The organism is Nonomuraea sp. NPDC050383 (assembly GCF_044459125.1).
In the GTDB taxonomy this organism is placed as follows: domain Bacteria; phylum Actinomycetota; class Actinomycetes; order Streptosporangiales; family Streptosporangiaceae; genus Nonomuraea.
The window spans coordinates 101933-128366 of the sequence record NZ_JBITIP010000017.1 but is presented as its reverse complement, the minus strand read 5'-3'; the positions used below and the strand labels follow the sequence as shown (position 1 = coordinate 128366).

General features: G+C 73.8%; 26 protein-coding genes. 21 read left to right on the top strand and 5 right to left on the bottom strand.

Annotated elements, in window-relative coordinates; translation table 11 throughout:
* Nucleotides 1–50: 50 nt before the first annotated feature.
* From ACIBG4_RS33350 to ACIBG4_RS33255, 20 genes are all read left to right on the top strand, one after another.
* Entirely contained in the window at nt 51–803 is a 753-nt protein-coding gene (locus ACIBG4_RS33350) for a 3-oxoacyl-ACP reductase family protein (protein ID WP_310717296.1), read from the top strand.
* 36 nt (nt 804–839) lie between these two features.
* Complete coding sequence (locus ACIBG4_RS33345) at nt 840–1130, top strand: acyl carrier protein (protein ID WP_175601782.1); 291 nt, start codon at nt 840–842, stop codon at nt 1128–1130.
* Nucleotides 1127–1612: a 3-hydroxyacyl-ACP dehydratase FabZ gene (fabZ, locus tag ACIBG4_RS33340; protein ID WP_310717295.1), complete on the top strand. Its 486-nt coding sequence runs from the start codon at nt 1127–1129 to the stop codon at nt 1610–1612. Before ACIBG4_RS33345 ends, fabZ begins: the two co-directional genes overlap by 4 nt.
* Before the next feature lie 2 nt (nt 1613–1614).
* Complete coding sequence (locus tag ACIBG4_RS33335; protein ID WP_355439402.1) at nt 1615–2679, top strand: glycine cleavage T C-terminal barrel domain-containing protein; 1065 nt, start codon at nt 1615–1617, stop codon at nt 2677–2679.
* A gap of 29 nt (nt 2680–2708) precedes the next feature.
* A complete protein-coding gene (locus ACIBG4_RS33330; protein WP_397205430.1) occupies nt 2709–5051 on the top strand; it encodes a beta-ketoacyl synthase N-terminal-like domain-containing protein in 2343 nt (780 codons plus the stop codon).
* Entirely contained in the window at nt 5048–5815 is a 768-nt protein-coding gene (locus ACIBG4_RS33325; protein WP_310713238.1) for a nitroreductase family protein, read from the top strand. Before ACIBG4_RS33330 ends, ACIBG4_RS33325 begins: the two co-directional genes overlap by 4 nt.
* Nucleotides 5812–7059 carry an NAD(P)/FAD-dependent oxidoreductase gene (locus ACIBG4_RS33320; RefSeq protein WP_310713239.1) on the top strand — a complete coding sequence of 416 codons (1248 nt, stop codon included), beginning with the start codon at nt 5812–5814 and terminating at the stop codon, nt 7057–7059. The genes ACIBG4_RS33325 and ACIBG4_RS33320 overlap by 4 nt, the downstream gene beginning before the upstream one ends.
* The gene (locus ACIBG4_RS33315; RefSeq protein WP_310713240.1) at nt 7056–7925 is read left to right on the top strand and encodes an alpha/beta fold hydrolase; all 870 of its coding nucleotides are present in this window, start codon (nt 7056–7058) and stop codon (nt 7923–7925) included. Before ACIBG4_RS33320 ends, ACIBG4_RS33315 begins: the two co-directional genes overlap by 4 nt.
* Before the next feature lie 80 nt (nt 7926–8005).
* Complete coding sequence (locus tag ACIBG4_RS33310; protein WP_397205427.1) at nt 8006–8911, top strand: ACP S-malonyltransferase; 906 nt, start codon at nt 8006–8008, stop codon at nt 8909–8911.
* Entirely contained in the window at nt 8908–9342 is a 435-nt protein-coding gene (locus ACIBG4_RS33305; protein ID WP_397205425.1) for a phosphopantetheinyl transferase, read from the top strand. Before ACIBG4_RS33310 ends, ACIBG4_RS33305 begins: the two co-directional genes overlap by 4 nt.
* A 1-nt stretch (nt 9343) precedes the next feature.
* Nucleotides 9344–10231 carry an ester cyclase gene (locus ACIBG4_RS33300; protein WP_397205423.1) on the top strand — a complete coding sequence of 296 codons (888 nt, stop codon included), beginning with the start codon at nt 9344–9346 and terminating at the stop codon, nt 10229–10231.
* Between the two features lie 29 nt (nt 10232–10260).
* Entirely contained in the window at nt 10261–11115 is an 855-nt protein-coding gene (locus ACIBG4_RS33295; RefSeq protein ID WP_310713244.1) for an alpha/beta hydrolase, read from the top strand.
* Nucleotides 11112–11642: a 4'-phosphopantetheinyl transferase superfamily protein gene (locus ACIBG4_RS33290; RefSeq protein ID WP_397205421.1), complete on the top strand. Its 531-nt coding sequence runs from the start codon at nt 11112–11114 to the stop codon at nt 11640–11642. The genes ACIBG4_RS33295 and ACIBG4_RS33290 overlap by 4 nt, the downstream gene beginning before the upstream one ends.
* An 11-nt stretch (nt 11643–11653) precedes the next feature.
* On the top strand, nt 11654–12682 hold the full coding sequence (locus ACIBG4_RS33285) for a nitrous oxide reductase family maturation protein NosD (RefSeq protein WP_397205419.1): 1029 nt from the start codon (nt 11654–11656) through the stop codon (nt 12680–12682).
* A complete protein-coding gene (locus tag ACIBG4_RS33280) occupies nt 12679–13623 on the top strand; it encodes an ABC transporter ATP-binding protein (RefSeq protein WP_397205417.1) in 945 nt (314 codons plus the stop codon). The genes ACIBG4_RS33285 and ACIBG4_RS33280 overlap by 4 nt, the downstream gene beginning before the upstream one ends.
* 26 nt (nt 13624–13649) lie before the next feature.
* Nucleotides 13650–14828, top strand: a complete 1179-nt coding sequence (locus ACIBG4_RS33275) for an ABC transporter permease (RefSeq protein ID WP_310713248.1) — start codon at nt 13650–13652, stop codon at nt 14826–14828.
* The gene (locus ACIBG4_RS33270; RefSeq protein WP_310713250.1) at nt 14825–16009 is read left to right on the top strand and encodes an ABC transporter permease; all 1185 of its coding nucleotides are present in this window, start codon (nt 14825–14827) and stop codon (nt 16007–16009) included. The genes ACIBG4_RS33275 and ACIBG4_RS33270 overlap by 4 nt, the downstream gene beginning before the upstream one ends.
* Before the next feature lie 5 nt (nt 16010–16014).
* Nucleotides 16015–16971, top strand: a complete 957-nt coding sequence (gene rfbB / locus ACIBG4_RS33265; protein ID WP_397205414.1) for a dTDP-glucose 4,6-dehydratase — start codon at nt 16015–16017, stop codon at nt 16969–16971.
* Nucleotides 16968–17846: a glucose-1-phosphate thymidylyltransferase RfbA gene (gene rfbA, locus ACIBG4_RS33260; protein WP_397205412.1), complete on the top strand. Its 879-nt coding sequence runs from the start codon at nt 16968–16970 to the stop codon at nt 17844–17846. The genes rfbB and rfbA overlap by 4 nt, the downstream gene beginning before the upstream one ends.
* 22 nt (nt 17847–17868) lie before the next feature.
* The gene (locus ACIBG4_RS33255) at nt 17869–18870 is read left to right on the top strand and encodes a hypothetical protein (RefSeq protein ID WP_397205410.1); all 1002 of its coding nucleotides are present in this window, start codon (nt 17869–17871) and stop codon (nt 18868–18870) included.
* Between the two features lie 21 nt (nt 18871–18891).
* Here the strand turns inward: ACIBG4_RS33255 and ACIBG4_RS33250 are convergent, their stop codons facing one another.
* From ACIBG4_RS33250 to ACIBG4_RS33240, 3 genes are all read right to left on the bottom strand, one after another.
* Entirely contained in the window at nt 18892–20061 is a 1170-nt protein-coding gene (locus tag ACIBG4_RS33250; protein WP_310713254.1) for a cysteine desulfurase family protein, read from the bottom strand.
* Between the two features lie 6 nt (nt 20062–20067).
* Entirely contained in the window at nt 20068–20970 is a 903-nt protein-coding gene (locus ACIBG4_RS33245) for a hypothetical protein (RefSeq protein ID WP_397205408.1), read from the bottom strand.
* Nucleotides 20971–21053: 83 nt separating this feature from the next.
* Complete coding sequence (locus ACIBG4_RS33240; RefSeq protein WP_397205494.1) at nt 21054–22850, bottom strand: condensation domain-containing protein; 1797 nt, start codon at nt 22848–22850, stop codon at nt 21054–21056.
* Between the two features lie 212 nt (nt 22851–23062).
* Between ACIBG4_RS33240 and ACIBG4_RS33235 the strand changes: the two genes are divergently transcribed.
* Nucleotides 23063–23320, top strand: a complete 258-nt coding sequence (locus ACIBG4_RS33235) for a phosphopantetheine-binding protein (RefSeq protein WP_310713259.1) — start codon at nt 23063–23065, stop codon at nt 23318–23320.
* Between the two features lie 82 nt (nt 23321–23402).
* On the opposite strand, the gene ACIBG4_RS33230 is transcribed toward ACIBG4_RS33235, so the two are convergent.
* Together ACIBG4_RS33230 and ACIBG4_RS33225 are read right to left on the bottom strand one after the other, a co-directional pair.
* Complete coding sequence (locus tag ACIBG4_RS33230; RefSeq protein WP_397205406.1) at nt 23403–24971, bottom strand: amino acid adenylation domain-containing protein; 1569 nt, start codon at nt 24969–24971, stop codon at nt 23403–23405.
* Between the two features lie 33 nt (nt 24972–25004).
* Nucleotides 25005–26399, bottom strand: a complete 1395-nt coding sequence (locus ACIBG4_RS33225; RefSeq protein ID WP_397205404.1) for a condensation domain-containing protein — start codon at nt 26397–26399, stop codon at nt 25005–25007.
* Nucleotides 26400–26434: the final 35 nt, after the last annotated feature.

Below are 26434 nucleotides of genomic sequence, written 5' to 3'. Positions count from 1 at the left end.
CTGAAGATCCGGATAAGCCGATCCGCGATTGTCTCAATTCCTGGAGACGGATGATGCTTTTCGCACAGGGCTCCGTGGCCGTGGTGACGGGCGGCTCACGCGGCATCGGCCGGGCCGTCGCGCTGGACCTGGCCCGTGAGGGCGCCCACGTCGTGGTCAACTACTCCCGCTCCGAGAGCGACGCCAAGGAGGTCGTCGCCCGGATCGAGGAGGAGGGCGGCAGCGCCACCGCCGTGCAGGCCGACGTGACGGACGAGGAGTCCGTACGGCGGCTCTTCCGCGGCGTGCGCACCGACCACGGCCGGCTCGACGTCCTCGTGACGAGCGCCGGCATCACCCTGGACCGCTACCTCCTCACGATGAGCCTCGACCAGTTCCGCGCCCCCGTGGACACCAACCTCATCGGCACCTTCCTCGCCTGCCGCGAGGCGCTCAAGCTCATGCAGCACCAGCGCCGCGGGGCGATCGTGACCCTGTCGTCCTCCAGCGGGCTCGACGGGGGCTTCCCCGGCCAGACCAACTACGTGGCCTCCAAGGGCGCGATCATCGCCTTCACCCACGCGCTGTCCAACGAGGCCGCGCCGCACGGCGTGCGGGCCAACGTCGTCGCACCCGGGTTCGTCGAGACCGACATGACCCGCAAGGTGCCCTCCGGCATCAAGAAGCAGTACGAGTCGCGGATCATGCTCGGCCGGATGGGCCGGCCCGAGGAGATCGCGTCGATCGTGAGCTTCCTCGCCTCCGACAAGGCGTCGTACATGTCCGGCTCCGTGGTGGTCGCCCACGGCGGCGGCCTCGGCTGAGCCGTCCCCCCTTCCCCCCGGTTCAAGGAGGACCAGATGACGATCGACGAGCTGCGCGCGCGGGCCGCGGAGCGGCAGCAGACCTGCAGCCAGATCAAGAAGATGATCGTGTCGCGGCTGGACCTGGAGATCGACCCCGACTGGATCACCGACGACCAGCCGCTGTTCGGCCGTGGCCTGGAGCTCGACAGCCTCGACGTGCTGGAGCTGTACGTGGCCATCGAGGCGGAGTTCGGCGTCGCCCTGTACGACAGCGAGATGGCCGTCTTCGGCTCGGTGTCGCGGCTGGCCGAAGAGGTCAACCCCGCGCTGCGGGCGTCGGCATGACGGTCGCCGAGGCACCGCCCGCAGGAGAGACCGTCAGCGGGCTGACCCACGACCAGGTGCGCGCCGTCCTGCCGCACCGCTGGCCGATGCTGCTGCTCGACCGGGTCGGCAAGGTCGAGCCCGGCGTCAAGGGCACGGCCGTCAAGAACGTCGCCGGCACCGAGCTGTGGTTCCAGGGCCACTTCCCGGGCGAGGCCGTGCTCCCCGGCATCGTGATCACCGAGGCGCTGGCCCAGCTCGCGGGAGTGGTCTTCGCCCTGGCCGGGGCCAGCGAGATCAGCTACCTGGCGGGGGTCAGGTCGATGCGGTTCCGGCGCCCCGTCGTCCCCGGCGACCAGCTCATGCTGACGGCCGAGCGGACGGGCGGCGGCGCCGGCTTCGCCGAGTACCGGGTCTCGGCCCGGGTGGACGGCCAGGTCGCCGCCGAAGGAAACCTGACGATCGCCGACCCGGCCCGTCAACGTCCCGTGCGAAAGGTGTGAACATGGCAAGCGTCCTCGCGTCCGCGCATCCGCAGGAGACCGTCTACGGCGAGGTGGGCGACACCACCGTCGCGCTGCGCTTCTCCTCCCTGGCGGAGGAGTACAAGGTGCTCAGGGAGCGCGCCGCGGTCCTCGACCTGGGCGGCCACGGCCTCATCGAGATCACCGGCCCCGACGCGGTGGCCTTCGCCCAGCGCCTGCTGGCCCGCGACGTCGAGTACCTGACGTCCGACCGCTGCATGATGTCCCTCCTCCTCGACGCCGAGGGCGGGGTCGTGGACCAGGTCCTCGCCTTCGGCCGGGAGGACGGCATCCTGCTGGAGAGCTCCTGCGGCGCCGGCGCGCGCCTGCTGGAGCACCTCAGGGCGAACAACGACGAGGGTGTCGAGATCACCGACCGCTCCGGGGACCTGACCGTCCTCGGGCTGGAGGGCCCGTACGCCTGGGGCGTCGTCGGCCGGCTCATCGACGCCGAGCTGGCGTCGCTGCCGTTCGAGTCGGTCGTGGACACCACCTGGAACGGCGCCGACATCGTCTTCGCCAGGACCGGCTTCACCGGCGAGTACGGCTACCAGATGATCGTGCCCATCGAGCACGCCACCGACCTGTGGGGCCAGGCGCTGGAGCACGCCCAGGCCGCCGGGCAGGAGGCGCTGGAGCTGGCCATGCTGGAGGTGCGCCAGCCCATCCCGCGCCACGAGGTCACCGAGGGCGCCACCGTCATCGAGATCGGCGCCAACTGGCTGGTCGACGTCACCAAGGACGAGTTCCTCGGCCGTGACGCGGTGCTGGAGGCGTTCGAGTCGGGCGGCGGGCGGCGCACCGTCGGCTTCACCGGCGGCGAGGGCGTGCCCGCGGCCGGCACCCGCGTCTGGGTGAACGGGCAGGACATCGGCGAGGTCGTCCACGCCGTCCACAGCGTCGGCCTCGGCACCACGCTCGGCCTCGCCCGGGTGGACCAGGACCTGGCCGCCGCCGGGCTGGAGCTGACCGTCGGCGGCACCGAGGTCACCACGCTGACCAGCCCGTACATCGTGCCCAAGAGCTGGAGCATCCCGATCATCTGATCGGCAGGTGCGCTGAGAAGGGAACAAGCATGGCGCTGCGGCCCGTCGTCGTCACCGGCCTGGGCATCATCTGCGCGGCCGGCCGCGACCCAGCCGAGTTCTGGCAGCGGCTCACCACAGGTCAGGGCGGACTCACGCCGGTCGAGGACGAGGCGTTCGCCGTGTTCACGGCCCGGCACGCGGGCCAGGTGCCCGACGAGTGGATCGCCGGTCAGCTCCCCGACTCCGACGCCGCCCTCGACCGGACGGCCCGGCTCGCGCTCGTCGCGGCCCGCCAGGCGGTCGAGATGGCCGGCCTGACGGCCTCCGAGGCGGGGGACGAGCGGTTCGGCATCATCCTCGGCAAGTGCCAGGCCACCCCCGACGCGGCCGGCCGGTACCAGCCGATGCACCGCACCCAGGACGTGGTCGCCGAGCGGCTCGGCCTGCGCGGGCCGCGTGTCCTCGTGTCCACGGCCTGCGCCGCCGGCGGCAACGCCGTCGGGCTGGCCAAGGACAAGATCCTCACCGGCGAGGCCGACGCCGTCCTCGCGGGCGGCGTGGACCCCCTGCTGTTCGGCACGTACGCGGGCTTCGCCGGGCTCCAGGCCCTCAGCACCGGCCCGTGCCGGCCCTACAGCCACTCCGACGGCCTGAACCTCGGCGAGGGAGCCGCGTTCCTGCTGCTGGAGCCGCTGGACCTGGCGCTCGCCCGGGGCGCGGTGCCGCTCGCCGAGGTCGCCGGCTACGGCCTGTCGGCCGACGCCTACCACGCGACCGCCCCCGACCCCACCGGACGCGGCGGCGCCAGCGCCGTGCGGCGGGCCCTGGCCGACGCCGGGCTCACGCCGGACGACGTCCACTACGTCAGCGGGCACGGCACCGGCACCCCGGCCAACGACGCCATGGAGGCCAAGGTCATGCGCCTGGTCTTCGGCGAGCGGGCCGGTCAGGTGCCGACCAGCAGCATCAAGTCGTTCGTCGGCCACACGCTCGGCGCGGCGGGCGCGGTCGAGGCGGTGGCGAGCGTGCTCGCGCTGCGGCACGCGGTGGCCCCGCCGACGATCGGCTTCGACGAGGACGGCCAGGGCCGGGCCGGCGACCTCGACTTCGTGCCGAACGTGGCCAGGCCGATGCCGATCGGCACTGTCGTGTCCAACAACTACGCCTTCGGCGGCAACAACGTCTCCCTCGTGCTGACCCGGCCCGGCGAGCCGCGCCCGTACGAGGAGCTGCCGCGCCGCGAGGCCGTGATCACCGGGCTCGGGCCCGTCACCGGAGCCGGCACGGGCGTCGCCGAGGTGACCGAGGCCATCCTGGCCGGCCGCCAGGGCGCCGGGCGGGCCCCGTCGCTGGAGGGCCGGACGTTCGCGCCGCGCTCGCTGTGGCGGCACATGAACCACCTGTCCCGCCTGGCCATCGCCGCCTCCCGGCTGGCCTGGGAGGACGCCGGGCTCAAGCTGCCGCGCAAGGAGCTCGACGACGTCGGCCTGATCTTCGCCACCGGCGCCGGCTCGGCCGAGAGCACCGGGGGCTTCGACGAGAGCATCGCGGTCAACCCGAACAAGCCGGCCGTGCTCAGCTTCTCCAACGTCGTGCTCAACGCCACCGGCGGCGCGGTCTGCCAGACCCTCGGGCTGCGCGGGCCGACCACCACGATCTGCAACGGCGGCGCCTCGGCCTCGATCGCGCTGGACTGCGCGCTGGAGCTCATCCGGTCGGGCAAGGCCGAGGTGGTGCTCGTGGTGGCGGCCGACGAGAGCCCCGGCGCGGCGGGCCTGCCGGGCCTCGACGGGGACGGCCCGGTGCCGTCGCCGTACGACGCGGGCTCCGGCGGGGCGGTGCGGGGGTCGGCGGCGGTGGCGTTCGTCGTCGAGTCGGCCGAGCACTGCGCCGCCCGGGGCGGCACGCCGTACGCGAAGGTGCTGGGGACCGGGCACGTGAGCGGCGGCGACGCCGGCTCGGTGGCCCGCAGCATCGCCCAGCTCACCGGCTCGCCCGGCTCGCCTGGCGCGTCCGGCTCGTCCGGCGTGGCCGCGGGCACGGACGGCGGCCCGGGCGCCGGGCTGGTGGTCGGCGCCGCGAACGGGACGGCGGACGACGGCGCGGAGGCCGCGGCGGTGCTGGCCGGCGTGCCCGGCGGGCGGCTGACCGCCTCCACCGCGCTGGCCGGCGACTGCCAGGCCGCCACCGGCGCCATGAATATCGCCCTCGGCGCCCTCGCCGTCCGCGACGGCGTCGCCCCCGCGCTGACCGGCCTCGCCGACCCGCTCGCCGGCGACCTCACCGCGTACGTGACCAAACCGGGCCTGGACGGTCCGGTGGAGCGGGCGCTGGCGCTGACGGCGGCACCCGGCTCGGTCCGCGGCGCGGTCCTCCTGGGGTCGGCGTGAACGGCCCGCCCGCCTCCGCGGCGCTCCCAGGACACCTCACCGGCCTGCCGTTCGACGTCGCCGAGACCGACCGGCTGCTGACCACCACCCGGTCCGTGCGCCGCCGCCTCGACGTGGAGCGGCCCGTGCCCCGCGAGGTGGTGCAGGAGGCGCTGGAGGTCGCCGTGCAGGCGCCCACCGCCAACAACCACCAGAACTGGCGGTGGCTCGTCATCAGCGACGCCGCCGTCAAGCAGGAGCTGGCCGGGATGATCCAGTCGTCCTGGACGTTCCACCGCAACGACATGTGGACCAACGCCGGCCGCCGCCGCAACGACGCCCAGGCGCGCCGCAACTACGCCTCCGCGCAGGCGCTGACCGAGACCATCGCGGCGGTGCCGATCCTCGTCATCCCGTGCGTCCTCGGCCGCCCGCCCGACATCACGGCCATCAACGAGGCCTGGCGCAGGCGGATGTCCGACAAGGTCGCCGAGGACCCGGGCCACCAGGTCCAGCACGGCGAGACGCGGGCCAGCATCTTCTACGGCTCGATCTTCCCGGCCATCTGGTCCTTCCAGCTCGCGCTGCGCAGCCGCGGGCTCGGCAGCACGATCACCTGCCTGCACGTCCCGCACGAGCGGCAGGTCGCGCGGATGCTCGGCATCCCCTCGGGGGTGACCCAGGTGTGCATGATCCCCGTCGCGTACACCGTGGGCACCGACTTCCGCCCCGCAGAGCGCTACAGCGCCAAGGAACGCACCTACTGGGAGAGGTGGGGGATGTGACCGTACGACCCGAGCAGCCCGACGTCGTCATCGTCGGAGGCGGCATCTCCGGGGCGTCCGCGGCGTGCCGGCTCGCCGCGGGCGGCCTGTCCGTGGTGCTGCTGGAGAAGCAGGACGCCTACAAGGACCTCGTGCGCGGCGAGTGGCTCGCGCCCTGGGGCATCCGGGAGGCCCAGCGCCTCGGCGTCTACGACTGCTTCTCGGCCGGCGGCGCCTGGGAGATCCGCGAGTGGATGACCTGGGACGAGGCCGTGACCGACGACGAGGTCGAGGCCGTGGACATGACCAGGTTCATCCCCGGCATCGGCGGCCCGATGTCGTTCCCGCACCACGCGGTGTGCGAGCTGATGGCCGAGCAGGCCGTGGCGAGCGGCGCCCGGCTGGTGATGGACGCCTCCCGCATCGGCGTCACCGCCGGCACGCCGCCCGTGGTGACGTACCGGACGCCCGACGGCGACCACGAGCTGCGGCCCCGCCTGGTGATCGGCGCCACCGGCCGCGGCTGCACCGTCGGCCGCCAGGTCGGCATCACCATGAGCAACTCCATGCACCACTGGGGCGGCGGCATGATGGTGGAGGGCATGGCGGGCTGGCCGCCCGACGTGCAGGCCATGGGCACCGAGGGCGACGTCATGTTCATGGTGTTCCCCCAGGGCTACGGCCGGGCCCGCCTCTACCTGAACTTCCCCACGGTCAACAAGCACCGCTACCGGGGGCCGGGCGGCGTCGAGCGGTTCCTCGCCGCGTTCGAGCTGAACTGCCTGCCCGACCGCGGCAAGGCCGTCACCGAGGCGATCCCGGCCGGACCGCTGTCGGTGTGGCCGTCCGTGTCCAGCGTGCCCGAGGGGCCGCCGCTGGCCGAGGGCGTCGTGCTCATCGGCGACGAGGCCGGCAACGCCGACACGGTCCTCGGCACCGGCCTGTCGTGCGCCATGCGCGACTCGCGGACCGTCTGCGAGATCCTGCTCGCCTCCGACGACTGGTCGCACGAGGCGTTCGCCCCGTACGTGAAGGAGCGCGAGTTCCGCCTGGAACGGCTGGACTTCGGCGCCTCCATCATCAGCAGGCTGCACGTCGAGTTCGGGCCCGCGGCGGTCGAGCGGCGCCGCCGCGTCCGCAGGCTGATGGCGAAGAACTTCGCCGCCCAGGTGACGGGGCTGCTCAACATGGTCGCCCCGGAGGACGTACCGGAGTTCGGCTTCAGCGAGTTCTTCGCTGAGCGGTTGTTCAGGGAGACGGCATGACCGAGAAGAAGACCGTACACATCAACGGTGTCGACATCGCCTACGTCGACGAGGGCGAGGGCGACCCCGTCATCCTGCTGCACGGCTTCCCCGACTCCTCCTACCTGTGGCGGCATCAGATCCCGGCGCTGGTCGAGGGCGGGTTCCGGGTCATCGCGCCCGACCTGCGCGGCTTCGGCGACTCGGGCAAGCCGCAGGAGATCGAGGCGTACGGCATGCAGACGATCGTCAACGACGTCGTCGCCCTCACCATGCAGCTCGGCGTCAAGCGGCCGCACATCGTCGGCCACGACTGGGGCGCGGCCATCGCCTGGATGTACGCCTTCATGATGCCGCGCCGGCTCGACCACCTCGTCGTGCTGTCCGTCGGGCACCCCGGCGTCTTCGCCACCCCGTCGATCGAGCAGCGGGCGGCGTCCTGGTACATGCTCTTCTACCAGTTCCCCGGGGTCAGCGAGGAGCTGCTGCGCCGCAACGGCTGGCGGCTGTTCAAGGAGATCATGGGGCGGGACGGCGACTACGACCGCTACCTGCGCGACCTGGCCCGGCCCGGCGCGCTGACCGCCGGGCTCAACTGGTACCGCGCCAACCGCTCGCCCGCCTCCGAGCTGCGGCCCGCCCGCCCGTTCCCGCCGGTGCTCGCGCCGACGCTCGGCATCTGGGGCGCCGGCGACAAGGCGCTGCTGGAGGAGGGCATGACGGGCTCCGGCAAGTTCGTCAAGGGGCCGTGGCGCTACGAGCGCGTCGAGGACGCCGGGCACTGGCTGCCGCTCGACGCGCCCGACGAGGTGAACAAGCTGCTGCTCGGCTTCCTCGGCACGGAGCGGCCCGCCCACGAGGAGCGGCGGCCCCGGCGCCGGTTGTAGCCGGCGACCGGCTCGTGGAGCGACTGGCCTGTTGATGCGGCCGGCTGGTGGAACGGCCGGCCCGTGAAGGGAGCGACGTCATGCTGGGCTACCTCTTCCCCGGGCAGGGGACGGTGCGAGTCGGCATGGGCGCGTGGCTGCGCCGCCGGCCGGCCGCGCGCGACCGGCTGGAGGAGGTGGACGCGCTGCTGTCGCGCCCCATCTCGCCGCTGTGCGCGCGGGGGCCGCTCGACCGGCTGGTCGCCACGGAGCACGCGCAGATCGCGGTCACGGCCTGCAACCTCGCGGCGCTCGCCGTCCTGGAGGAGGAGGGCTACGAGCCCGCGATCGTGGCCGGGCACAGCGTCGGCGAGCTGACCGCGCTGCACGCGGCCGGCGTCCTGGGACTGGCCGACACGGTCCGCCTGGTCGAGACCCGGTCCCGGCTCATGGCCTCGGTCGGCGTCATCGGCGGGATGCGGGCCGTGATGGGCCTGCCCGTGGAGGACGTCGAGGCCCTCGCCACCGCGGCCTCCGCGCCGGGCGAGCCGGCCGTCGTCGGGCTGGAGAACGCCCCGGGCCACGTCGTGGTCTCGGGCGCGCTGCCGGCGCTCGACCGGCTGACGGAGCTCGCCACGGCGGCCAGCAAGATCGTGCCGCTCTCGGTGGGCAACGCCTTCCACTCGCCGCTCATGGGGCCCGCGGTGGCGGGGTGGGCGGCGGCGGTGGCGGCCGTGCCGATGCGGGAGCCGCGGGTGCCCGTCGTCCCCAACGTCACGGGCGAGCCCACCACGGACCTGGGCACGCTCCGGGAGGCGCTGGTGGCTCAGCTCACGGGGCGGGTCCGGTGGACGCGCACGATAGCCGCGGTGGACGCCACGGCCTCGGGCGTGGAGGTCGGCGACAGCAAGGTCCTCACGGGCCTGTCGCGGCGCGCGGAGGCGCGCTGCCTCAGCATGGCCGACCCGGCCACCCTGCGCCGCCTGGCCAAGGCGGTGGCGGCATGACGGGCGGCGGCCCCCTCCGGTGGGGGAGCGCGCTGGTCGGCTTCGCGGGGCTCACCCGGCCGCAGGAGCTCGTCGGCGCGATGCCGCTGGACGAGGTCTACACGGCCGCCGAGCGCGTCCGGTCCGGCGGCGCCACCGTGCAGCACTGGGCGGGCCGGCTGGCGGGCAAGCGGGCGGTCCTGCGCCTGCTCGGCCTGGCGCCCACGGCCGCGCGTCTCGGCCAGGTCGAGGTGCTGCCCCGGCCCACCGCGGCCTGCCGCGCGACGGCCGCGTGCCGCGACGGCCACCCGCCGGCCGTACGCCTGGCACCGGCGCTGGCCGAGCTGGTACGGCCGGACGGTCGCGTCCGCGTCTCCATCAGCCACACGGACCGGCGGGCGCTGGCCGTGGCGATCTGCTCCACCCGCCTCCCCGAGGACGAGGAGACCTGACATGACCGCCCAACCCCCCACTCCTGCTCCCGAAGCCGCCGCGGACGTGCGGAAGGCGGCGGAGGCGCACCTGGACGCCTGGCGGGCCGCTGACGCCGCGGCCGTGGCGGCGGCGGTGGCCACGTACGAGGACCCCGACTCCGGCGGCGCGCTGGCCGGCGCTGCGCTCGCCGAGCACGTGACCCGGACGACGGCCCGCTTCCGTAACGCGCGCTTCGCCGTGGACCGCGTGACCGGCGACGCCGACGCGGCCACCGTCTCCTGGACGCTGATGGCCGACCACCGCGAGTCCTACCTCGGCATGCCCGCCACCGGCGGCGCCGTCACCGTGAGCGGTGCCGACCTGGTCACCCGGGACGAGCGCGGAGTCCACGTGCGCCGCCTCTTCGACCGGCTGGCCCTGGCCGAGGCGCTCGGCTACACGGCCCGGTTCGTGCCCGGGGCGGACGAGGCCCGGGAGTTCGGGGTCAGCGCCCGCGCCGCCACCGGCCGCACCGACAAGCCGGGCGCGCTCGTGCTGACCTGGCTGGAGATCCGCGACGACGCCGAGGCCGCCGACGTGGACCTGCTCAGCGTGGAGATCGTCAAGTCGCTGCGGTCCTCGAAGGGGTTCCTCGGCGTGACCACGTTCGACATCGGCGCCCGCAAGTTCACGCTGAGCGCCTTCGACCGGCCCGAGTCGCTGCGCGCGGTCCACGCCCGGCCGCACCAGCGGGCCATGCGCCGCTTCTTCAAAGGCGGACTGTGCACACGGGTGCACACCAGCGTCTGGTACCCCGCCACCATCCGCGACTACGCCCGCTGCCCCGCCTGCGGAACGGTCGTGGCGGCGGGCAAGGACGCGGCCTGCGCGTGCGGATGGGCGCCGGAGGACGCGTCCACGCTGTGATCCACCCTCGCGAACCACGGGAGCACCTGATGATCGACTTCACCGCCGAGTACAGGATCGGCGACAGGACCGGCTCCGTCCCGGAGCCGCCCGGCGACGCCGGGCACGCCGCCGGCGGGCTCAGGGGCGGCGGCGACGGCAGGCCCGCGGTGGCGTTCATGTCCGCGCTGTTCGCGGGCGGCTGGATCTGGGAGCACCCGTACCGGCGCCTCGGGGCGGCCGGGTGGCCGGTGATCCGTACCCACGAGGCGATCTGCGCCCTCGACCGGCAGGTGGCCGGGTCGATCGAGCAGCTCGGCGACGCGCTGCTGCGCGCCTGCGACGCCGCCGGAGCGGACGACGTCATCGTCTGCGCCAACTCCCTCGGCGGCCTCGTCGCCATCGACCTGGCGGGCCGGTACCCCGACCGGGTGCGGGGCATCGTCGTGAGCGGCGCGCCCGGCCTCACCGCCGACCCCGACGTCGGGCTCAGCTTCGACCGGCGGGGCAGCGTGCGGCCGTTCGGTGACGAGTTCGGCGAGCGGATGGTGGCCGCGCTCTTCCACGGCGGTCGCAGCCTGTTCTCCGACGAGCGGATGTCCGAGGTGGGCGAGATGCTGCGCCGCCCCGAGGCCATGGTGAGCATGGCGCGCAGCCTCAAGGCCACCCGCCGCTACTCGGTGCGGCCCGCGATGGACAAGGTGCGGTGCCCGTCCCTGTACGCCTGGGGGCGGCACGACCGGATGACGCCCGTGGACCCGTGGCTGGAGCTGCTGGCCGACTATCCGGGCAACGAGGTGCTGGTCGTGGAGGGCAGCGGGCACATCCCGATGGTCGAGCGGGCCGAGGAGTACACCGGGGCCCTGGAGTCCTTCGTGACGCGCTGCGCTGGTGCCCTGGCATGAGCGCCGTCGTCGCCCCCGCCGCCCCTCCCCGGGCCGCCGCGCCCGCTCCCGGCGAGCCGGCCGTGCTCCTCGGCGTGGACATCGTGGAGGCCGGGCGGCTGGCGCGGGCGGTGGAGCGGGGCGGCGAGGTGTTCGCGCGGCACGTCACCACCGCGGCCGAGCGGGAGGCCGCCCCCGAGGCTCCGGCGTTCGCCGTCAAGGAGTGCCTGATCAAGGCGGTCGGCGGGCGGGCGCCGGGGTTCGCGTGGCACGACTTCGAGGCGGTGGCCGCGGCGCCGGACGCCTGGGCGCTCCGCCTGCTGGACGAGGCCGCCGCCGAGCTGGCCGCCTCGACCGGCGTCCGGCTGGACGGGTGCGCCGCGTACGCGGTCCGCGGCGCCTCCCGCGACGCGGCTCTGCAGCGCCTCCATCCGGGCGAGCCCGCCGAGGTGGCCGGGGTGGCTCGGTGGGGGAGCGGGGGCGGGTTGTCCGCAGCGCTGGCGATCGTCTACGTCGACAGGAAGGGAAGTGCCCGATGTCCCAGGTGAGGACGGCCCAGGTGAGGACGGTAGGACCGGGGGAGTCGATCCAGCGGGCGCTGGACGAGGCCGGTCCGGGAGCGAGCGTCGTGCTGACGGAGGGCACGTACACCGAGAGCGTGTGGATCCGGCACGGCGGCGTGTCGCTGACCGGCGCCGGCCCCGGCCGGACCGTGCTGGCGCCCGGCGGCGGCGTCCCGGCGGACGTGCCGAGGCTGCACGACGCCACCGAGGACGTCGTCAGCGGCGTCACCGTCTTCGGCGACGCGGTCGCGGGCGTGCGCGTCGAGGGGCTGACCGTCGCCGGGTTCACCGGCGCCGGCGTCTACGCGCACTCGGCCGCCGGGGTGAGCGTCCGCGACGTGGAGGCCCGCGGCAATGCCGTCTGGGGGGTCTACCTGCGGGAGTCCAGCGGCTGCGAGGTGACCGGCTGCCGCGCCTCCGGCAGCCAGTACGGCGGCGTCGCGCTGAGCTTCTGCCCCGACTCGGACGGCCTGGTCGCGGACAACGAGACGACCGCCAACGCCTTCGGGATCTTCATCGACAACTCGTCGGGCGCCCGGGTGGTGCGCAACGACTGCCACGGCAACGCGATCGGCATGCTCCTGCTCAACCAGGTGTACGAGGGCGAGCCGGCGGGCGGCGTCCAGGACTGCCTGGTGGCGGGCAACGACCTGCACGGCAACGACCTGGCAGCCGGGGCGGAGCCCGACGGGCTGGGCGCGGCCGGGCCGCCCATCTCCGGCGTCGGCCTCGCGCTCATCGGCACGCATCGGGTCACCGTCGTCGACAACCACATCCACGACAACCACCCGAGCGGCGAGTCCGTCATGGGCGCGGGCTTCGTCATCGGCTCCTCCAAGGACTGGGGCGGCGACGACGCCCTGGACAACCACGTCCTGTGGAACCGGATCACCGGCAACACCCCGCTCGACTTCCAGCTCGGCGCGGACCTGGCCCGGCAGACCTGCGCCGGGAACGTGGCCGGCAAGGGCGACCCGGCCGAGCTCCTGGACCGCGACGACGCCGCCGGGGGGTGGCGCCGATGACCGCGCCGGCCGCCCTGTCCTGCCAGGGGTTGAGCAAGCGCTACGGCGACGTCGTTGCCGTCGAGGACGTCGGCTTCGCCATCGCGCCCGGCCAGGCGTACGGGCTGCTGGGCCCCAACGGCGCCGGCAAGACCACCACGATCTCCATGCTCGTCGGCCTGCTGCGCCCCGACTCCGGCACCGTGCTGGTCGGCGGCGTGGACCTGGCGGCCGAACCGACCCGCGCCAAGGCGAGGATCGGGTACGTCCCCCAGGAGATCGCCCTCTACCCGGAGCTGACCGGCCGGGAGAACCTGCGCTTCTTCGGCCGTCTGTTCGGCCTGTCGCGCCGGCGGCTGGCGACCCGCATCGACGAGGTGCTCGCCCTCATCGGCCTGACCGACCGGGCCGACACGAAGCTCAGCACGTACTCCGGAGGCATGAAGCGCCGCATCAACATCGGCGCCGCGCTGCTGCACCGGCCCGAGGTGCTGATCCTGGACGAGCCGACCGTCGGCGTCGACCCGCAGAGCCGCAAGGCCATCCTCGACGGCGTGGAGCGCCTGGTCCAGGACGGCATGGCGCTGCTGTACACCTCCCACTACATGGAGGAGATCGAGCGCGTCTGCGACCGCGCGGCGATCATCGACCACGGCCGGATCATCGCCGACGGCACCCGCCACGAGCTGGTCTCCCTGGTCGGCAGCGCCGACAAGGTGGAGCTGGTGCTCGACGGGGACGTGGAGACGGCCTTCGCCAAGCTGCGCGCCGTCGAGGGCGTGGTCGAGGCGGCCCGGACGGGCGCCTCGTCGGTACGGCTGATCGCCGAGGGCGGAAGGTACCTGCTGCCGGCCCTGATCACCGCGGTGGAGGGCAGCGCCACCGTCACGGCCACCCAGGTCATCGAGCCCGACCTGGAGGCCACATTCCTGCACCTCACCGGCAGCACACTCAGGGACTGACGATGGGGTCGGAAAGGGGACAGGCCATGTGGCGGGCGATGTGGACGGTGAGCGCGCTGGAGCTGCGCGCCCGGTTGCGCGACGGCACGGCGATCGTGATCGCGCTGATCGTGCCGGTGACGCTGGCGACCCTGTTCGGCCTCGCCCTCGGCGGCGACGACCCGCCGCTCAAGGCCACGGTGGGCTTCGTGGACCTGGACGGCGGCGAGTTCCCGGCGAGCGTGCGGCGTGAGGTGCTGGCCGCCAAGGAGCTGAAGGGCTCCGTGACGCTGCGCGACCTGCCGAGCAGGGACGAGGCCCGGCGGGCACTGGACTCGGGCGCCATCGGGTCGGCGATCGTGTTCCCGGCCGGGTTCAGTCAGAGCGTGGGAGCCGGCAAGGGGGGCGACGTGGCGGTGCTGAAGACGCCCGAGTCGCCGCTGGCCGGGGTGGTGGCGGGGGCCATCGTGGACCGCATCTCGGCCGTGGTGGACGCCCGCACCCTCGCCGTACGGGCCGTGCTGCGCGCCGGGGTGCCCGGTGACCAGGTCAAGGAGCTGGTGGAGCGGAACGGCGCGGCCGGTGCCGCCCTCAGCCTGGCCGACGATCCGCTGGCCGGCGGCAAGATCGACCTGTCGGTCTACTACGGCTCCGGCATGGCGGCGCTGTTCGCGTTCTTCGTCGTGGGGGCGTCGTTCCGTGGGCTGCTGACCGAGCGGAAGCTCGGCACGCTCGACCGGATCCGCGCGGCCCCGGTCGCGGCCTGGGTGCCGGTCGCCGGCAAGGCCGTGGTCGGCTTCGCGCTGGCCGTCGTCGGGGTGTTCCTCAACTGGGGCGCCTCGGTGCTCATCTTCGGCTCCACGTGGGGCGACCCGGCGGCCGTGGCCGTGGTGCTGGTCACGCACGTGCTGGCCGCCGCGGCGATCACCATGCTGGTGACCAGCCGGGTCAGGACCGACGCCCAGGCCGACGGCGTGATCATGGTCGTGTCGTTCGTGATGGCGTTCTTCGGCGGCAGCCTGGTGCCGATCTACAACCTGCCCGGCGCGCTCCAGACGGTCGCGCTGCTCACCCCGAACGGCTGGACGTCCAAGGCGCTGACCGAGCTGGCCGGCTCGGGCGCGGGCCTCGCGGCCGTGGCCCTGCCGGTGGGCGTGCTGTGCGGGATCGCGCTGGCGGCGGGCGGCCTCGCCGTCCTCGGCTTCCGGAGAGGACTGCTGTTATGACCCCCGTGGACGTGCCCGTGGAGGCCGAGAAGCTGCGGCCGCGGCCCGTGCTGGCGCTCGTGGCCGCGAACCTGCGCCGCCACACCCGCGACCGCGTCGGCCTGTTCTTCATGGTCGTCATGCCGTTCGTCTCCATCGTCTTCGTCGGCATGGCGCTCGGCGGCGGCACGGCGGGCTCGTCCCGGCTGCCGGTCGGCGTGGTCGCCGAGGACTCGGGACCGGTGACGACCGCGCTGCTGGCCGAGCTGCGCCGCCACCCCGACCTGGAGGTCACCACCATGACCTCGGCCGCCGACCTGCGCTCCGGCGTGCGGGAGGGCTCGCTCGCGGCGGGCCTGGTCATCCCGGCCGGCTCCACGAAGCTGGACCTGGTCGTCACCGAGACCAACGGCAGCGGCATGGCCGCCCGCAGCGCCATCGACGTCGCCGTGGGCAAGGTCGCCGCCGTCGAGGAGGCCACCCGCGCCGCCAGGACCGCGGGCGCCACCCCGGAGCAGGCCGCCCAATACGTACGGCAGGCGCAGGCCGAGTCCGGCCGCGTCGCCGTGACCGACAGCTCCACCTCGGCCGGCGACCCCCGCGGCTTCGCCTACACCGCCCCCGCGAACCTGCTGCTGTTCACCTTCATCAACTCCATGGCCGTGGCCGCCGCGCTGGTGGAGAGCCGCCGGCTCGGCATGCTCCAGCGGGCGCTGACCGCCCCCGTGCGGCGGCGGTCGGTGCTGCTCGGCGAGGCGCTGAGCCGGTTCCTCGTGGCCATCGCGCAGGCCACGCTGATCATGGTGGTGAGCTCGCTCGCGTTCGGCGTCCGCTGGGGCGACCCGCTCGGAGTGGCGGCGGTCGTGGGGACGTTCGCGCTGGTCGCGACCGGCGCGGCGATCCTCGTCGGTACGCTGCTGCGCACCCCCGACCAGGCCCCGGCCATCGGCCCGCCGCTCGGCGTCGTGCTCGGCATGCTGGGCGGCTGCCTGTGGCCGCGGGAGTCCTCGGGCGACCTGATCAACGCCGTCGGCCACCTCTTCCCGCACGCGTGGGGCATGGACGCGCTGCTGGCGCTGGCCGTGCCCGGCACGGGCATCGGCGCGGTGCTGCCGCAGCTCGCCGTGCTCGCCGGGATGGCCGTCCTGCTGCTGGGCGCCTCCCTCGTCCTGTTCAGCCGCCGCACCCGGGCCCTGGGGTGAGCGCCATGCGGGTCCTCGTCACGGGAGCGGCCGGCTTCGTCGGCTCCGCGTACGTCGCGAACCTGCTCGGCGGCGCCTACCCCGGCTGGGACGACGCCGAGGTGACCGTGCTGGACGCGCTCACCTATGCCGGCGACGTCGCCAACCTGGAGCCGGTGCTGGGCGGGCCGCGGCTGACGTTCGTCCGCGGCGACATCGCCGACGCCGCGCTCGTCTCCTCGCTCATGCCGGGCCACGACCTCGTCGTCAACTTCGCCGCCGAGAGCCACGTGGACCGTTCGATCGCCGCCGCCGACCGGTTCGTCCGCACCAACGTCGCGGGCGTCGAGACGCTGCTGCGGGCCGCCCTCGACGCGGACGTGCCCACGTTCGTCCAGGTCTCCACCGACGAGGTGTACGGCTCCATCGACACCGGCTCATGGGGCGAGGACAGCCCGCTCCGGCCCAACTCGCCGTACGCCGCCTCGAAGGCCGCCGGCGACCTGATGGCGCTCGCGTACGCCCGCACCCACGGCATGGACGTGCGCGTCACCCGCTGCGGCAACACCTACGGCCCGCGCCAGCACCCCGAGAAGCTCATCCCGCTGTTCGTCACGAACCTGCTGGCCGGCCGGCCTGTCCCGCTGTACGGCGACGGCGGCAACGTCCGCGAGTGGATCCACGTGGACGACCACTGCCGCGGCGTCCACCAGGTCGTCGAGAAGGGCCTGGCCGGCGAGGTCCACCACATCGGCGGCGGCACCGAGCTGACCAACAGGGAGCTCACCGCGATGCTGCTGCGGGAGTGCGGCGCCGGGCCGGAGCTGGTCCGCCGCGTCGCCGACCGGCCCGGTCACGACCGGAGGTACTCCCTGGACGACTCCAAGCTCCGCGGCCTCGGCTACCGCCCGCGGGTGCCCTTCGCCGAAGGGCTGGCCGAGACCGTCGCGTGGTACCGCACCAGACACAAGGGGGTCACATGAAGGGCATCTTGCTCGCCGGGGGCAGGGGCACGCGGCTGCTGCCCACGACGCTGGCGGTGTCCAAGCAGTTGCTGCCGGTCAACGACAAGCCGCTCATCTACTTCCCGCTCTCGGTGCTGATGCTGGCCGAGATCCGGGACATCCTGGTCATCTCCACGCCCGAGGACCTGCCGCAGATCCGCCGCCTGCTCGGCGACGGCTCCCACCTCGGGCTGCGCATCACCTACACCGAGCAGGACGAGCCGAACGGCATCGCCGAGGCGCTCGTCATCGGGGCCGACCACATCGGCGACGACTCGGTGGCCCTCATCCTCGGCGACAACGTCTTCCACGGCTACTCCTTCCAGGAGATCCTCCGCCAGGAGTGCCGCGACATCGACGGCTGCGTGCTGTTCGGCTACCCGGTGCGCGACCCGGAGAGGTACGGCATCGCCGAGACCGACGCGGCCGGCCGGCTGCTGTCCGTCGAGGAGAAGCCCGCGGCGCCCCGCTCCAACCGGGCGGTCGTCGGCTTCTACCTGTACGACAACGAGGCGGTCGACATCGCCAAGAACCTCTCCCCGTCGGCGCGCGGCGAGCTGGAGATCACCGACGTCAACCGCGCCTACCTGGAGCGGGGCCGGGCGAAGCTGGTCGACCTCGGCCGGGGCTTCGCCTGGCTCGACGCCGGCACCCCGGAGTCGCTGCTCCAGGCCGGGCAGTACGTCCAGCTCCTGGAGCAGCGGCAGGGCGTCCGGATCGCGTGCCTGGAGGAGATCGCCCTGCGGATGGGCTACATCGACGCGGAGGCCTGCCACCGGCTCGGCGTCGAGCTGGAGAAGTCGGCCTACGGCCAGTACGTGATCTCCGTGGCGGAGCAGTTCGCCGCCCGGTGACTCGTGAGCAAGGAGGCAAGCCATGACCATGACAGCACTGTTCACCGGCCGTTCGGCGGCCGGCGGCGACCATGTGACGGACGTGTACCGCTACGCCGCCCGCAAGGGCGCGATCGAGACGGTCGAGGCGGCGGCCGAGGACCTCGGCCTGGCCGTGCGCGAGGTGCGCGAGGCGGTGGAGCACCTGGTGGAGAGCCGGCTGCTCCGCATCGACGACAACGCGGGCCTGCGGTTCGTGCCCGTGGACCCGGAGCTGGCCGCGGCCTCCCTGGTGTCCTCGGTCGAGCGGGAGATCTACCAGCGGCGCGAGCTGATCGACCAGATCAGGGAGCGGATCGGGGTGTTCCAGCAGGACTACACCGCGGTGGAGGCGGGCACCGCGCCGCGCGCCGTGGACTACCTGGTGGGCTCCATGGAGGTGCGCGGCTTCCTGAAGACGGCCGGCGACGCCTGCCGCGACGAAGTGCTGGTGCTCCAGGCGTCCGGCGGCGTGACCGGCGACCTGTCGGAGACGTTCCTCACGCTGCTGGCGCGCGGAGTGGTGGTGCGCATCATCTGCCAGCACCGCAACCGCGGGGACGTGTCCACCCGGATGCGGATGAAGCGGCTGACCGATGCCGGCGCCGTCGTCTACACGCTGAGCCACATCCCGCGCTCGGCGGTGGTCTTCGACCGGTCGCTGGTCGTCATGTTCGGGGCGAACGGCGAGGAGGCGAACGTGGCGCGGGTGCGTGACCACGGCATCGCGCAGTTCTTCCTCGACCTGTTCAACCACCTGTGGGAGATGGCCACGCCGCTGGAGGGCATCGAGTTCGGCTACGCCGACGTGGCCGACGACCTCCAGCAGGCCATCGCCGCGCTGATGGCCAAGGGCTACACCGACGAGGTGGTGGCCAGGAAGCTCGGCATGTCGGTCCGGAGCTGCCGCCGGCACATCGCCTCGCTGATGCGCGACCTGGAGGCGACGAGCAGGTTCCAGGCGGGGGTGGCGGCGGCCAGGAGCTTCCTGCGCAACGCCGGCTGACCGCCACCCGTGGAAGGAATCTCAGACGACCTGGTGACCGCGCATCGCGGCGGCCACCCCGGCCAGCCCCCGGGCCCGCTCGACGACCGTCTCGACGCCGGCCACCAGGTCCTCGTACGGCATCCGCGGGTCCAGGCAGATCCGGACCGAGCTGTTGGCGTCCTCCGCCTCCACCCCGATGGCGGTCAGCACGTACGACGGCTCCTGGGAGCCGGAGTTGCACGCCGACCCGGTGGACAGCGCGACCGTGGTCAGGCTGGAGACCAGGCTTTCGCCGCGTACCCCCGGCAGGACCACGTTCAGCACGTGCGGCACGCCGCCCCGGGGGTCGCCGTTGAGCCGCGCGCCGGGGATGCCCGCGAGGAGGATGTCCAGCGCCGTCGCGCGCAGCTCGCGCACCCGCCGCAGATCCGCCTCGGCCCGCGCCAGCGCCAGCTCCGCCGCCTTGCCCATGCCCACCACGAGGTGGGTGGGGATCGTGCCGCTGCGCAGCTCGTACTGCCCGCCGCCGAACATCACCGGCCGCAGCCGGTGCCGGATCTCCGGCCGGACGTACAGGGCGCCGACGCCCTTCGGGCCGCGCAGCTTGTGCGCCGACAGCGACAGCAGGTCGATCTCCGCCTCGCGCACGGCGACCGGCACCCGGCCGGCCGCCTGCGCCGCGTCCACGTGCAGCAGGGCGCCCACGTCGTGGCAGATCGAGGCCATCGCGTGGACCGGCTGCACGGTGCCGATCTCGCTGTTCACCCACGCGGCGGTGGCCACGCGCGTGTGCAGGTCGAGCAGCTCGGCCAGGTGCACCAGGTCCACCTGGCCGTCCCGGCCGACCCGCACGGTCCGCGCGTCCACGCCGCGGGCCGCCAGCGCGCGCCCGATCGACAGCGACGACTTGTGGTCGGTCGGGCAGAACACGCCGTTGACCGGCGCCCGGTCGTCGTGGCCGAACGCGCCCAGCAGCGCGATGTTGTTGCTCTCGGTCGCGCCGGAGGTGAACAGCACCGCATCCGGGTCGGCCCCGATCAGCCGCGCCACCGACTCGGCCGCCGCGTCCACGGCCCGGCGGGCCCGCTTGCCGAGCACGTGCGGCGACGACGGGTTGCCGAACTCCTCACGCAGGTACGGCAGCATCGCGTCCAGCACCTCGTCGTCGACGCGGGTGGTGGCGCAGCCGTCCAGGTAGATGACCTTCATGGCGCGTCAGCTCCTCAGGGTGCTGACCGTGACGAGCTTGGCGTAGATCTCGTCGGTGGACGTCTCGCCGCTGCCGCCCGGGTCGGCGATGACCACGCGCATGTCCGGCAGGCCGTACAGGTTGAGCGCGATGTCCACGCCCGTCTGCACCGGCATGAGGCACTCGCCGGGCGCGAAGATCAGCAGGTTGCGGTAGCCGGCCTTGTGGACCTCCGACACCATCTCGGTGATCTCGCCCGCGCAGCCGGTGATGCCGCAACTGATCAGCGTGCGGTAGTTGCCGTCGGCGTCCACGAACGCCACCTCCGCGTCGCGCCGCCCGGAGCCGCCGGCGGGGTCGAGGTAGCGCTTCTCCAGCAGCCCCTGCTTGACGAACTTGTCGGCGGCCTTCTGGAAGCGGTACTTCAGCCACGTCTCGGGGAAGGCGAGCGGGTGCTTGCGGCTCGGCAGCACCAGCTCCGCCGGCAGGCCGTAGTCGCACAGCGCCTTCTCGTACGAGGTCGGCAGCGTGGTGAACCGCTCGAAGAACTCGGCCCGCAGCTCGCCGGCCGGGCGGTCGTGCGCCGGCACGTACTGCCAGTCGTTGATCAGCAGCAGCAGCCGGCCGGAGACCCCCGCCTCGGCGTACTCGCCGAGCAGGTCGAGCGACAGCTCCCAGGTGTAGCCGGGGAAGATGCCGACGCGGCCGGCGACGCGGCGGCGCATGGTCTCGTCCTTCTGCTCCTCGACGACGCCCGGCACGAGCCGGCCGGTGGCCTCGTCCTCGAACAGCATGAAGTGCCCGCCCATGACGACGAGGTCGCCGAGCTCGGAGGCGGGCAGCTCGTGGGCGATCGCGTCCCGGAGCTCCTGCTCGGAGGCGACCAGCCGGTGGGTCTTGGTCACTCGGTCGGTGACGGCGTGGTTCATCGAAACTCCTTGAGGCTGAGGCTTCGGTCCTGGGGGGAAGCCGGACACCGTCTCCCGGCCTTCAGGTGTGGCGAGATGGATGGTCAAGGCTTCACTCCGAGGCGCATGAGATCTGATGGACGGTGGTCATCCGCGAGCGGCCGGATCGGGACGAGCAGGCCGGCGAGGACGCCGAGCGGGACCGGTCCGGCGAGCTGCTGGAGGGTCAGGCCCTCCCAGCCGCTCTCGCGCAGCTCGGCCAGCACCCGGGGGATGCGCAGGGCGCGGCCTCCGGCGAGGGTGTAGCTGTCGGAGAGGTCGAGAGGGGGCAGCCCGTGGACGAGCCGCACGGCGCCGGCGAGCGCGCGGGCGGCCTCGTCGGCCGGGGCGCGGTCCCAGGAGGGAAGCGCGGCCGTCCCAGGAGCGGCCACCGGGGGCGGATCGGGCAGCCCGGCCAGCCGGGCCACGTCACCGAGGCGGGGACCAGCCGCCGCACTGTCATCGCAGGCGAGGATCAGGGCCTCGTGGCCGCGCAGGAACGCCTCCACGGCCGCGCCGTCCATGACCGCGGACGACGCCTGGAGGGACACGGCGACCGCGTCGCGCCACTCGTCGACCCGCAGGTACGTCTCGGACCCGGCGTGCGCCCACGCCTCCGGCACCGGATGCCAGGCGACGGCGGTGCGCCGGCCCCCGTAGTCCTTGGTGCGCTGCTTGATGAAGTTGACCTCCGAGCCGAGGCGCACCGCCTGGCCACGCCGCGAGCCCTCCCGGGACACCAGCTCGGTCACCTCGTCGTAGGGGAGGTAGGAGTGCTCCTTGGCCCGCTCGAAGGCGGCCGCCACCCGGGCGAGCAGCTCGGCGAACGTGGGATCGCCGGAGCAGTCCACCCGCACCAGCGTCGGCGAGAACATGCAGGTCAGGACGTCCGGGTACGGGTGGGACTCGCGGTTGCTGACGAACGACAGGAGGCCGGCCGAGTCCAGGCCGGTGTAGGCGGCGGTCAGCGCGGTGTGGGCGGCCAGGTGGACCAGCGACGGCCACACGCCGTACCGGGCGGCGACCCGCCGGGTGGCCTCCAGCAGGGCGGGGGAGGTCAGCGTCGCGTGCCTGGCCGGCGGCTCACCGGTCGCACCCGGGCCGTCCCGGAGCGCGGCGAAGGGGTCCCCGCCCGCGCCTTCCCGGCGGCCCGCGCCTTCCCGGCGGCCGGCGCCTTCCCGGCGGCCGGCGCCTTCCCGGCGGCCGGCGCCTTCCCGGCGGCGCGCGGCGAAGGGGTCCGAGGGGAGCGCGGCGACCTGCTCCTGCCAGTACGCGACGGAGCGGGCGGCCACCACGGTGGCGTCGGCCGACGTCTCGTGACGGGCCAGGTCCGACGGCCGGTGGCGGACCGGCATGAGCGTGGCGGGCCGGCGCGCGGCCAGACCGGCGGCCTGCGTGCGCAGCTCCCGCTTCAGCTCGCCCAGCGTCCACACGTCCACCGCCAGGTGGTTGAGCACCACGACGGCGCGCTTGGGCACGCCGCCCGCCGTGATGACGACCGCCCGGACGGGCCACTCGCCGGCCAGGTCGAACGGCCGCGTGCTGAGCTCCTCGATCACCTCGGCGGGTGCGGCGGTGCCGTCCCGCTCCGCGGTGACCTCCATGACCTTCAGGGCGCCCGGCGGGTGGATCCGCTGCACGGGCCCGGTCCCGGGCTCTCCGGCGTCGAGGTGGTACGTGGTCCGCAGCGTCTCGTGCCGGCGGACCAGAGAGGTGATCATCGCGCGGCAGTGGGCGAGCGTCACACCGGGGGGCACGTCGAAGGTGAGGACGACGTGCGTCTCGTGCTGGTGCCCGGGCGGGAGCTGGTGGACGCGCAGCCACATGTAGCGCTGCCCCCAGCACAGGTTCGCGGATCTCACAGTGGACAACTCGGCCTCCACCGCCGGCGATAGTCGGACTACCGAACAAACCGAGGATTGGCTTTTCCTGGGACCGTGACAAGCGGTCCGCGCTGGCATGTTGGGCGCGCCACAAGCTGCCAGCGTGCTCTTTCCCGGCCTTCTTGACCGCTGCTCCGCCATTCCCCGAAGCTTTGTATGAATGGATTTCTCTGGCAGATCGGCGGATGACGATGTCTGAAATTCCGAATCAGTTCCAGAGCCTTCTGCGCGCGCACCTGCCGTACGCGGACGCGGCGGAGCTCTCCGCCCGGGACGAGCTCGCCGGTCTCGGCCTCGACTCGATGGGCGTCGTGCGGCTGCTGGTCGACATCGAGAACGGCTACGCGGTCGAGCTGCCCGACGAGATCCTGGACGAGACGACGTTCGCCACGGTCGGCTCGCTCTGGCAGGCGCTGACCACGCTCCCGGCGTTCCCGCCGGTCCACTGACGCACGGACGTCAGAAGGGCGGGGGCCGGTCTCGCCGGTCCCCGCCCTCTCCCTTTCCAGGCTGCCGTTTCAGGCTCCCTTGTCAGGGCTTCAGAGTTGTGGCCAGTGCGCGGCGGTCCACCTTCCCGTTGGCGTTGAGCGGCAGCTCGCCCAGCACGGTCACCGCGCGCGGCACCATGTAGCCCGGCAGCACCTCGGCGACGCCCTTGACCAGCGCCACCGGGTCGAGCGCCGTCCCGGTGCAGGCGGCCTCCAGCTCCAGCTCGCCGTCCGCCCCGGGCAGCGCCAGGACCACGGCCTCGTGCACTCCGGGCCTGGCCCGCAGGGCGGCCTCCACCTCGCCCAGCTCGACCCGGTGCCCCGAGATCTTCACCTGCTGGTCCAGCCGCCCGAGGTGGACGAGCAGCCCGTCGCGCCAGGCGACCCGGTCGCCGGTGCGGTACCAGAGCTCGCCGGCCATGGTGGCGGCGGCCGGGGCGGGCACCGTACGGACGCCGTCGAAGGCGACGAAGCGGCCCTCGTTGACCTCCGGGTCCGTGTACCCCGGGAAGCGCTGCGGGCCGCGCAGGCACAGCTCGCCCTCCGCCGCCGGCCGGCCGTCCGCGTCCAGCACCACGTGCTCCACCCCCCGGTACGGCAGGCCGATCGGCACGGTGCCGTTGGGAGTCTCCGGCCAGCGGGCCCGGTCGGCGGGCAGGCGGTACTCGGCGCAGGAGATGGTCAGCTCCGTCGGGCCGTACAGGTTCTCCAGCACGCTGTGCGGCGCCGCCTCCCGCCACGCGTCCGCCTGCCGCAGCGTCAGCGGCTCGCCGCAGAACAGGCTCCAGCGCAGCGACGGCATCGAGCCCGGGGCCAGCCGGCGCAGACGCAGCGCCAGCGAGACCACCGACGGCACCGAGAACCAGTGCGTCAGCCGCTCCCTGGCCACGAACGACACCGGCTTGAGCAGGTCGTACCGGGTCGGGACGACGAGCGTCGCCCCGCCGCCCCAGGTGGCGAACATGTCGAAGACCGACAGGTCGAAGGTCAGGTCGAACGTCTGCGACGTCCGGTCGCCCGGCCCCAGCCCGTAGCGGGGGACGACGTGCGACAGGTACGCGCCGACGGAGCGGTGGCGCAGCGGCACACCCTTGGGCGCGCCGGTCGAGCCCGAGGTGAACAGGACATAGGCGAGCCCGTCCACCCCGTCCGGCGGCGCCAGCGGCTCCGCCCGGTCGCCGCCCGGGTCGTCCAGGGTGACGGCGAGCGTTCGCGAGGGGAACGGCGGCAGCGGGCCGCGGGCGGCGTCGGCCAGGACGACGTCCAGGCGGGCGGCCCGGGCGACGGCGAGGTTGCGCGCCGCGGGCATGGCGGGGTTGAGGGGGACCGCGGTGGCGCCGATCCGCTGGACGGCCAGGTACCCGGCGTAGGCCAGGGTGTCGCGGGCCGCGTACAGGCCGACCCGCGACGGGCGCCCGCCGGGGCAGGAGGCCAGGATCCGCGCGGCCAGGCGCGCCGCCAGGTCGTCCAGCTCGGCGTAGGTGTGGCGGGCGCCGCCCGCCTCCAGCGCCACCCGGTCGCCGAAGCGCGCCACCGAGCCGGCGAACCACTGGTGAAGGGTGCGTTCCACGCGGGTGCGTTCCACAAGGGTGCGTTCCACAGTCGTCTCCATGGTCGTCTCCATGGTCGTCCCGGGCCCCCGGGACTACCCGGGGTGCCGCGGCGGGTCGGGGAGGTCGCGGGGGAAGAGCGACGGCGGGAGGTCCTGCCCGGACCGGCCGGACCCCTCCCACAGGTCGGCCAGCCGCCGGTCAGGGTCGGCGACGGCGAGCTGCGTGCCCAGCGCGAGTGTCCGCATGATGTCCACCATCGCCTCGGCGGGCAGGACGTCCGGGTCCGCCAGCATGAGCACGCTGGTACGGCCCCCCTGCACCGCCACCCGCACCCGGAACGCCTGCCCGTACTGCTGCGCCAGCGGCGTCCAGGCCAGCTCCGCCGGGCTCTGGTCGGCCGGGTCCGAAGGACGGCGGTCCACCTGGATGTAGTTGAACCAGGCCCGGAACAGGTGGTTGATCCAGCAGTCGTGCCCCGGGTCCCGGCCGGTCCTGGCCGCGTCGCCCGCGGCCAGCTCGGCGACGCGGTCGAAGTCGTAGCAGGAGTACCGGTACGACTTCGCGCCCGCCCAGTGCAGCCGCCTGATGTGCTCGGCGAGCGTGGCGCCGGGGTCCACGCCGGTGACGAAGGGGATGAGCTGGTTCATCGTGCCCACGTTGTGCTGGTCCTCCTGGGCGAACCGGTTGGAGGACATCAGGCTCATCGTCACCCGGTCGGTGCCCAGGTGGCGGGCCAGCCCGGCGGCGATGAACGCCATGACCACGGCCGGCGCGGTGACCCCGTGCCGGCGGCCCGCCTCCGCCGCGAGCCCGCCGAGCCGCCGCGAGTGCAGCGTGAGCTCCAGCCTGTTGCGCTTGACGCGGGCCGGCAGCGTGGGCAGCCGGTCCATGAGCCCCTCGGCCAGCACGTCCTGCCAGTACCGCTCGGAGCTCTCCTGCCGGGGCCGCCACGCCTCCTCCCGCTGCCGCCGCGCCAGCTCGCGCGGGGTGAGGCCCCTCGCGGCCGTGGCGTCCGGGTCGGCCACCAGCGCCTTGAACTGGTCCTGCAGGTGGTGGATCGACCACAGGTCGAGGATGAGATGGGAGAAGGCCAGGCTGATGTAGAGGGGCGCGCCGTCGGGGGAGCGGACCAGCCGGCCCCGCCAGTTCAGGTCGCCGCTCATGGCGAACGGCCGCGCCACCAGCTCCGCCTTCGTCTGCTCGTGCTCGGCGGGGTCGGTGACAACCCGGTCCACCGTCTCGACGGGCAGGGGCGCGTCGTCGTGGACCACCTGGACCGGCCGGTCGCCGTCCGGACGGTAGGTCGTCCGCAGCGCCTCGTGCCGGTCGGCCAGCCGTCGCAGGGCGGTCGTGACCTGCCGGTTCGACAGGCCCCGCAGGTCCCATGTCGTCGCCAGGTTCGCCTCGTGCAGCCAGTCCTCCGGATACCGCTCGATCTCACGCCAGCTGAAGAGCTGGCCGTTGCTGAGAGGCGCCTCGACGGACATGTGGTCTCCTCCCGGCGGCTTTCTCCGTCCGTCAT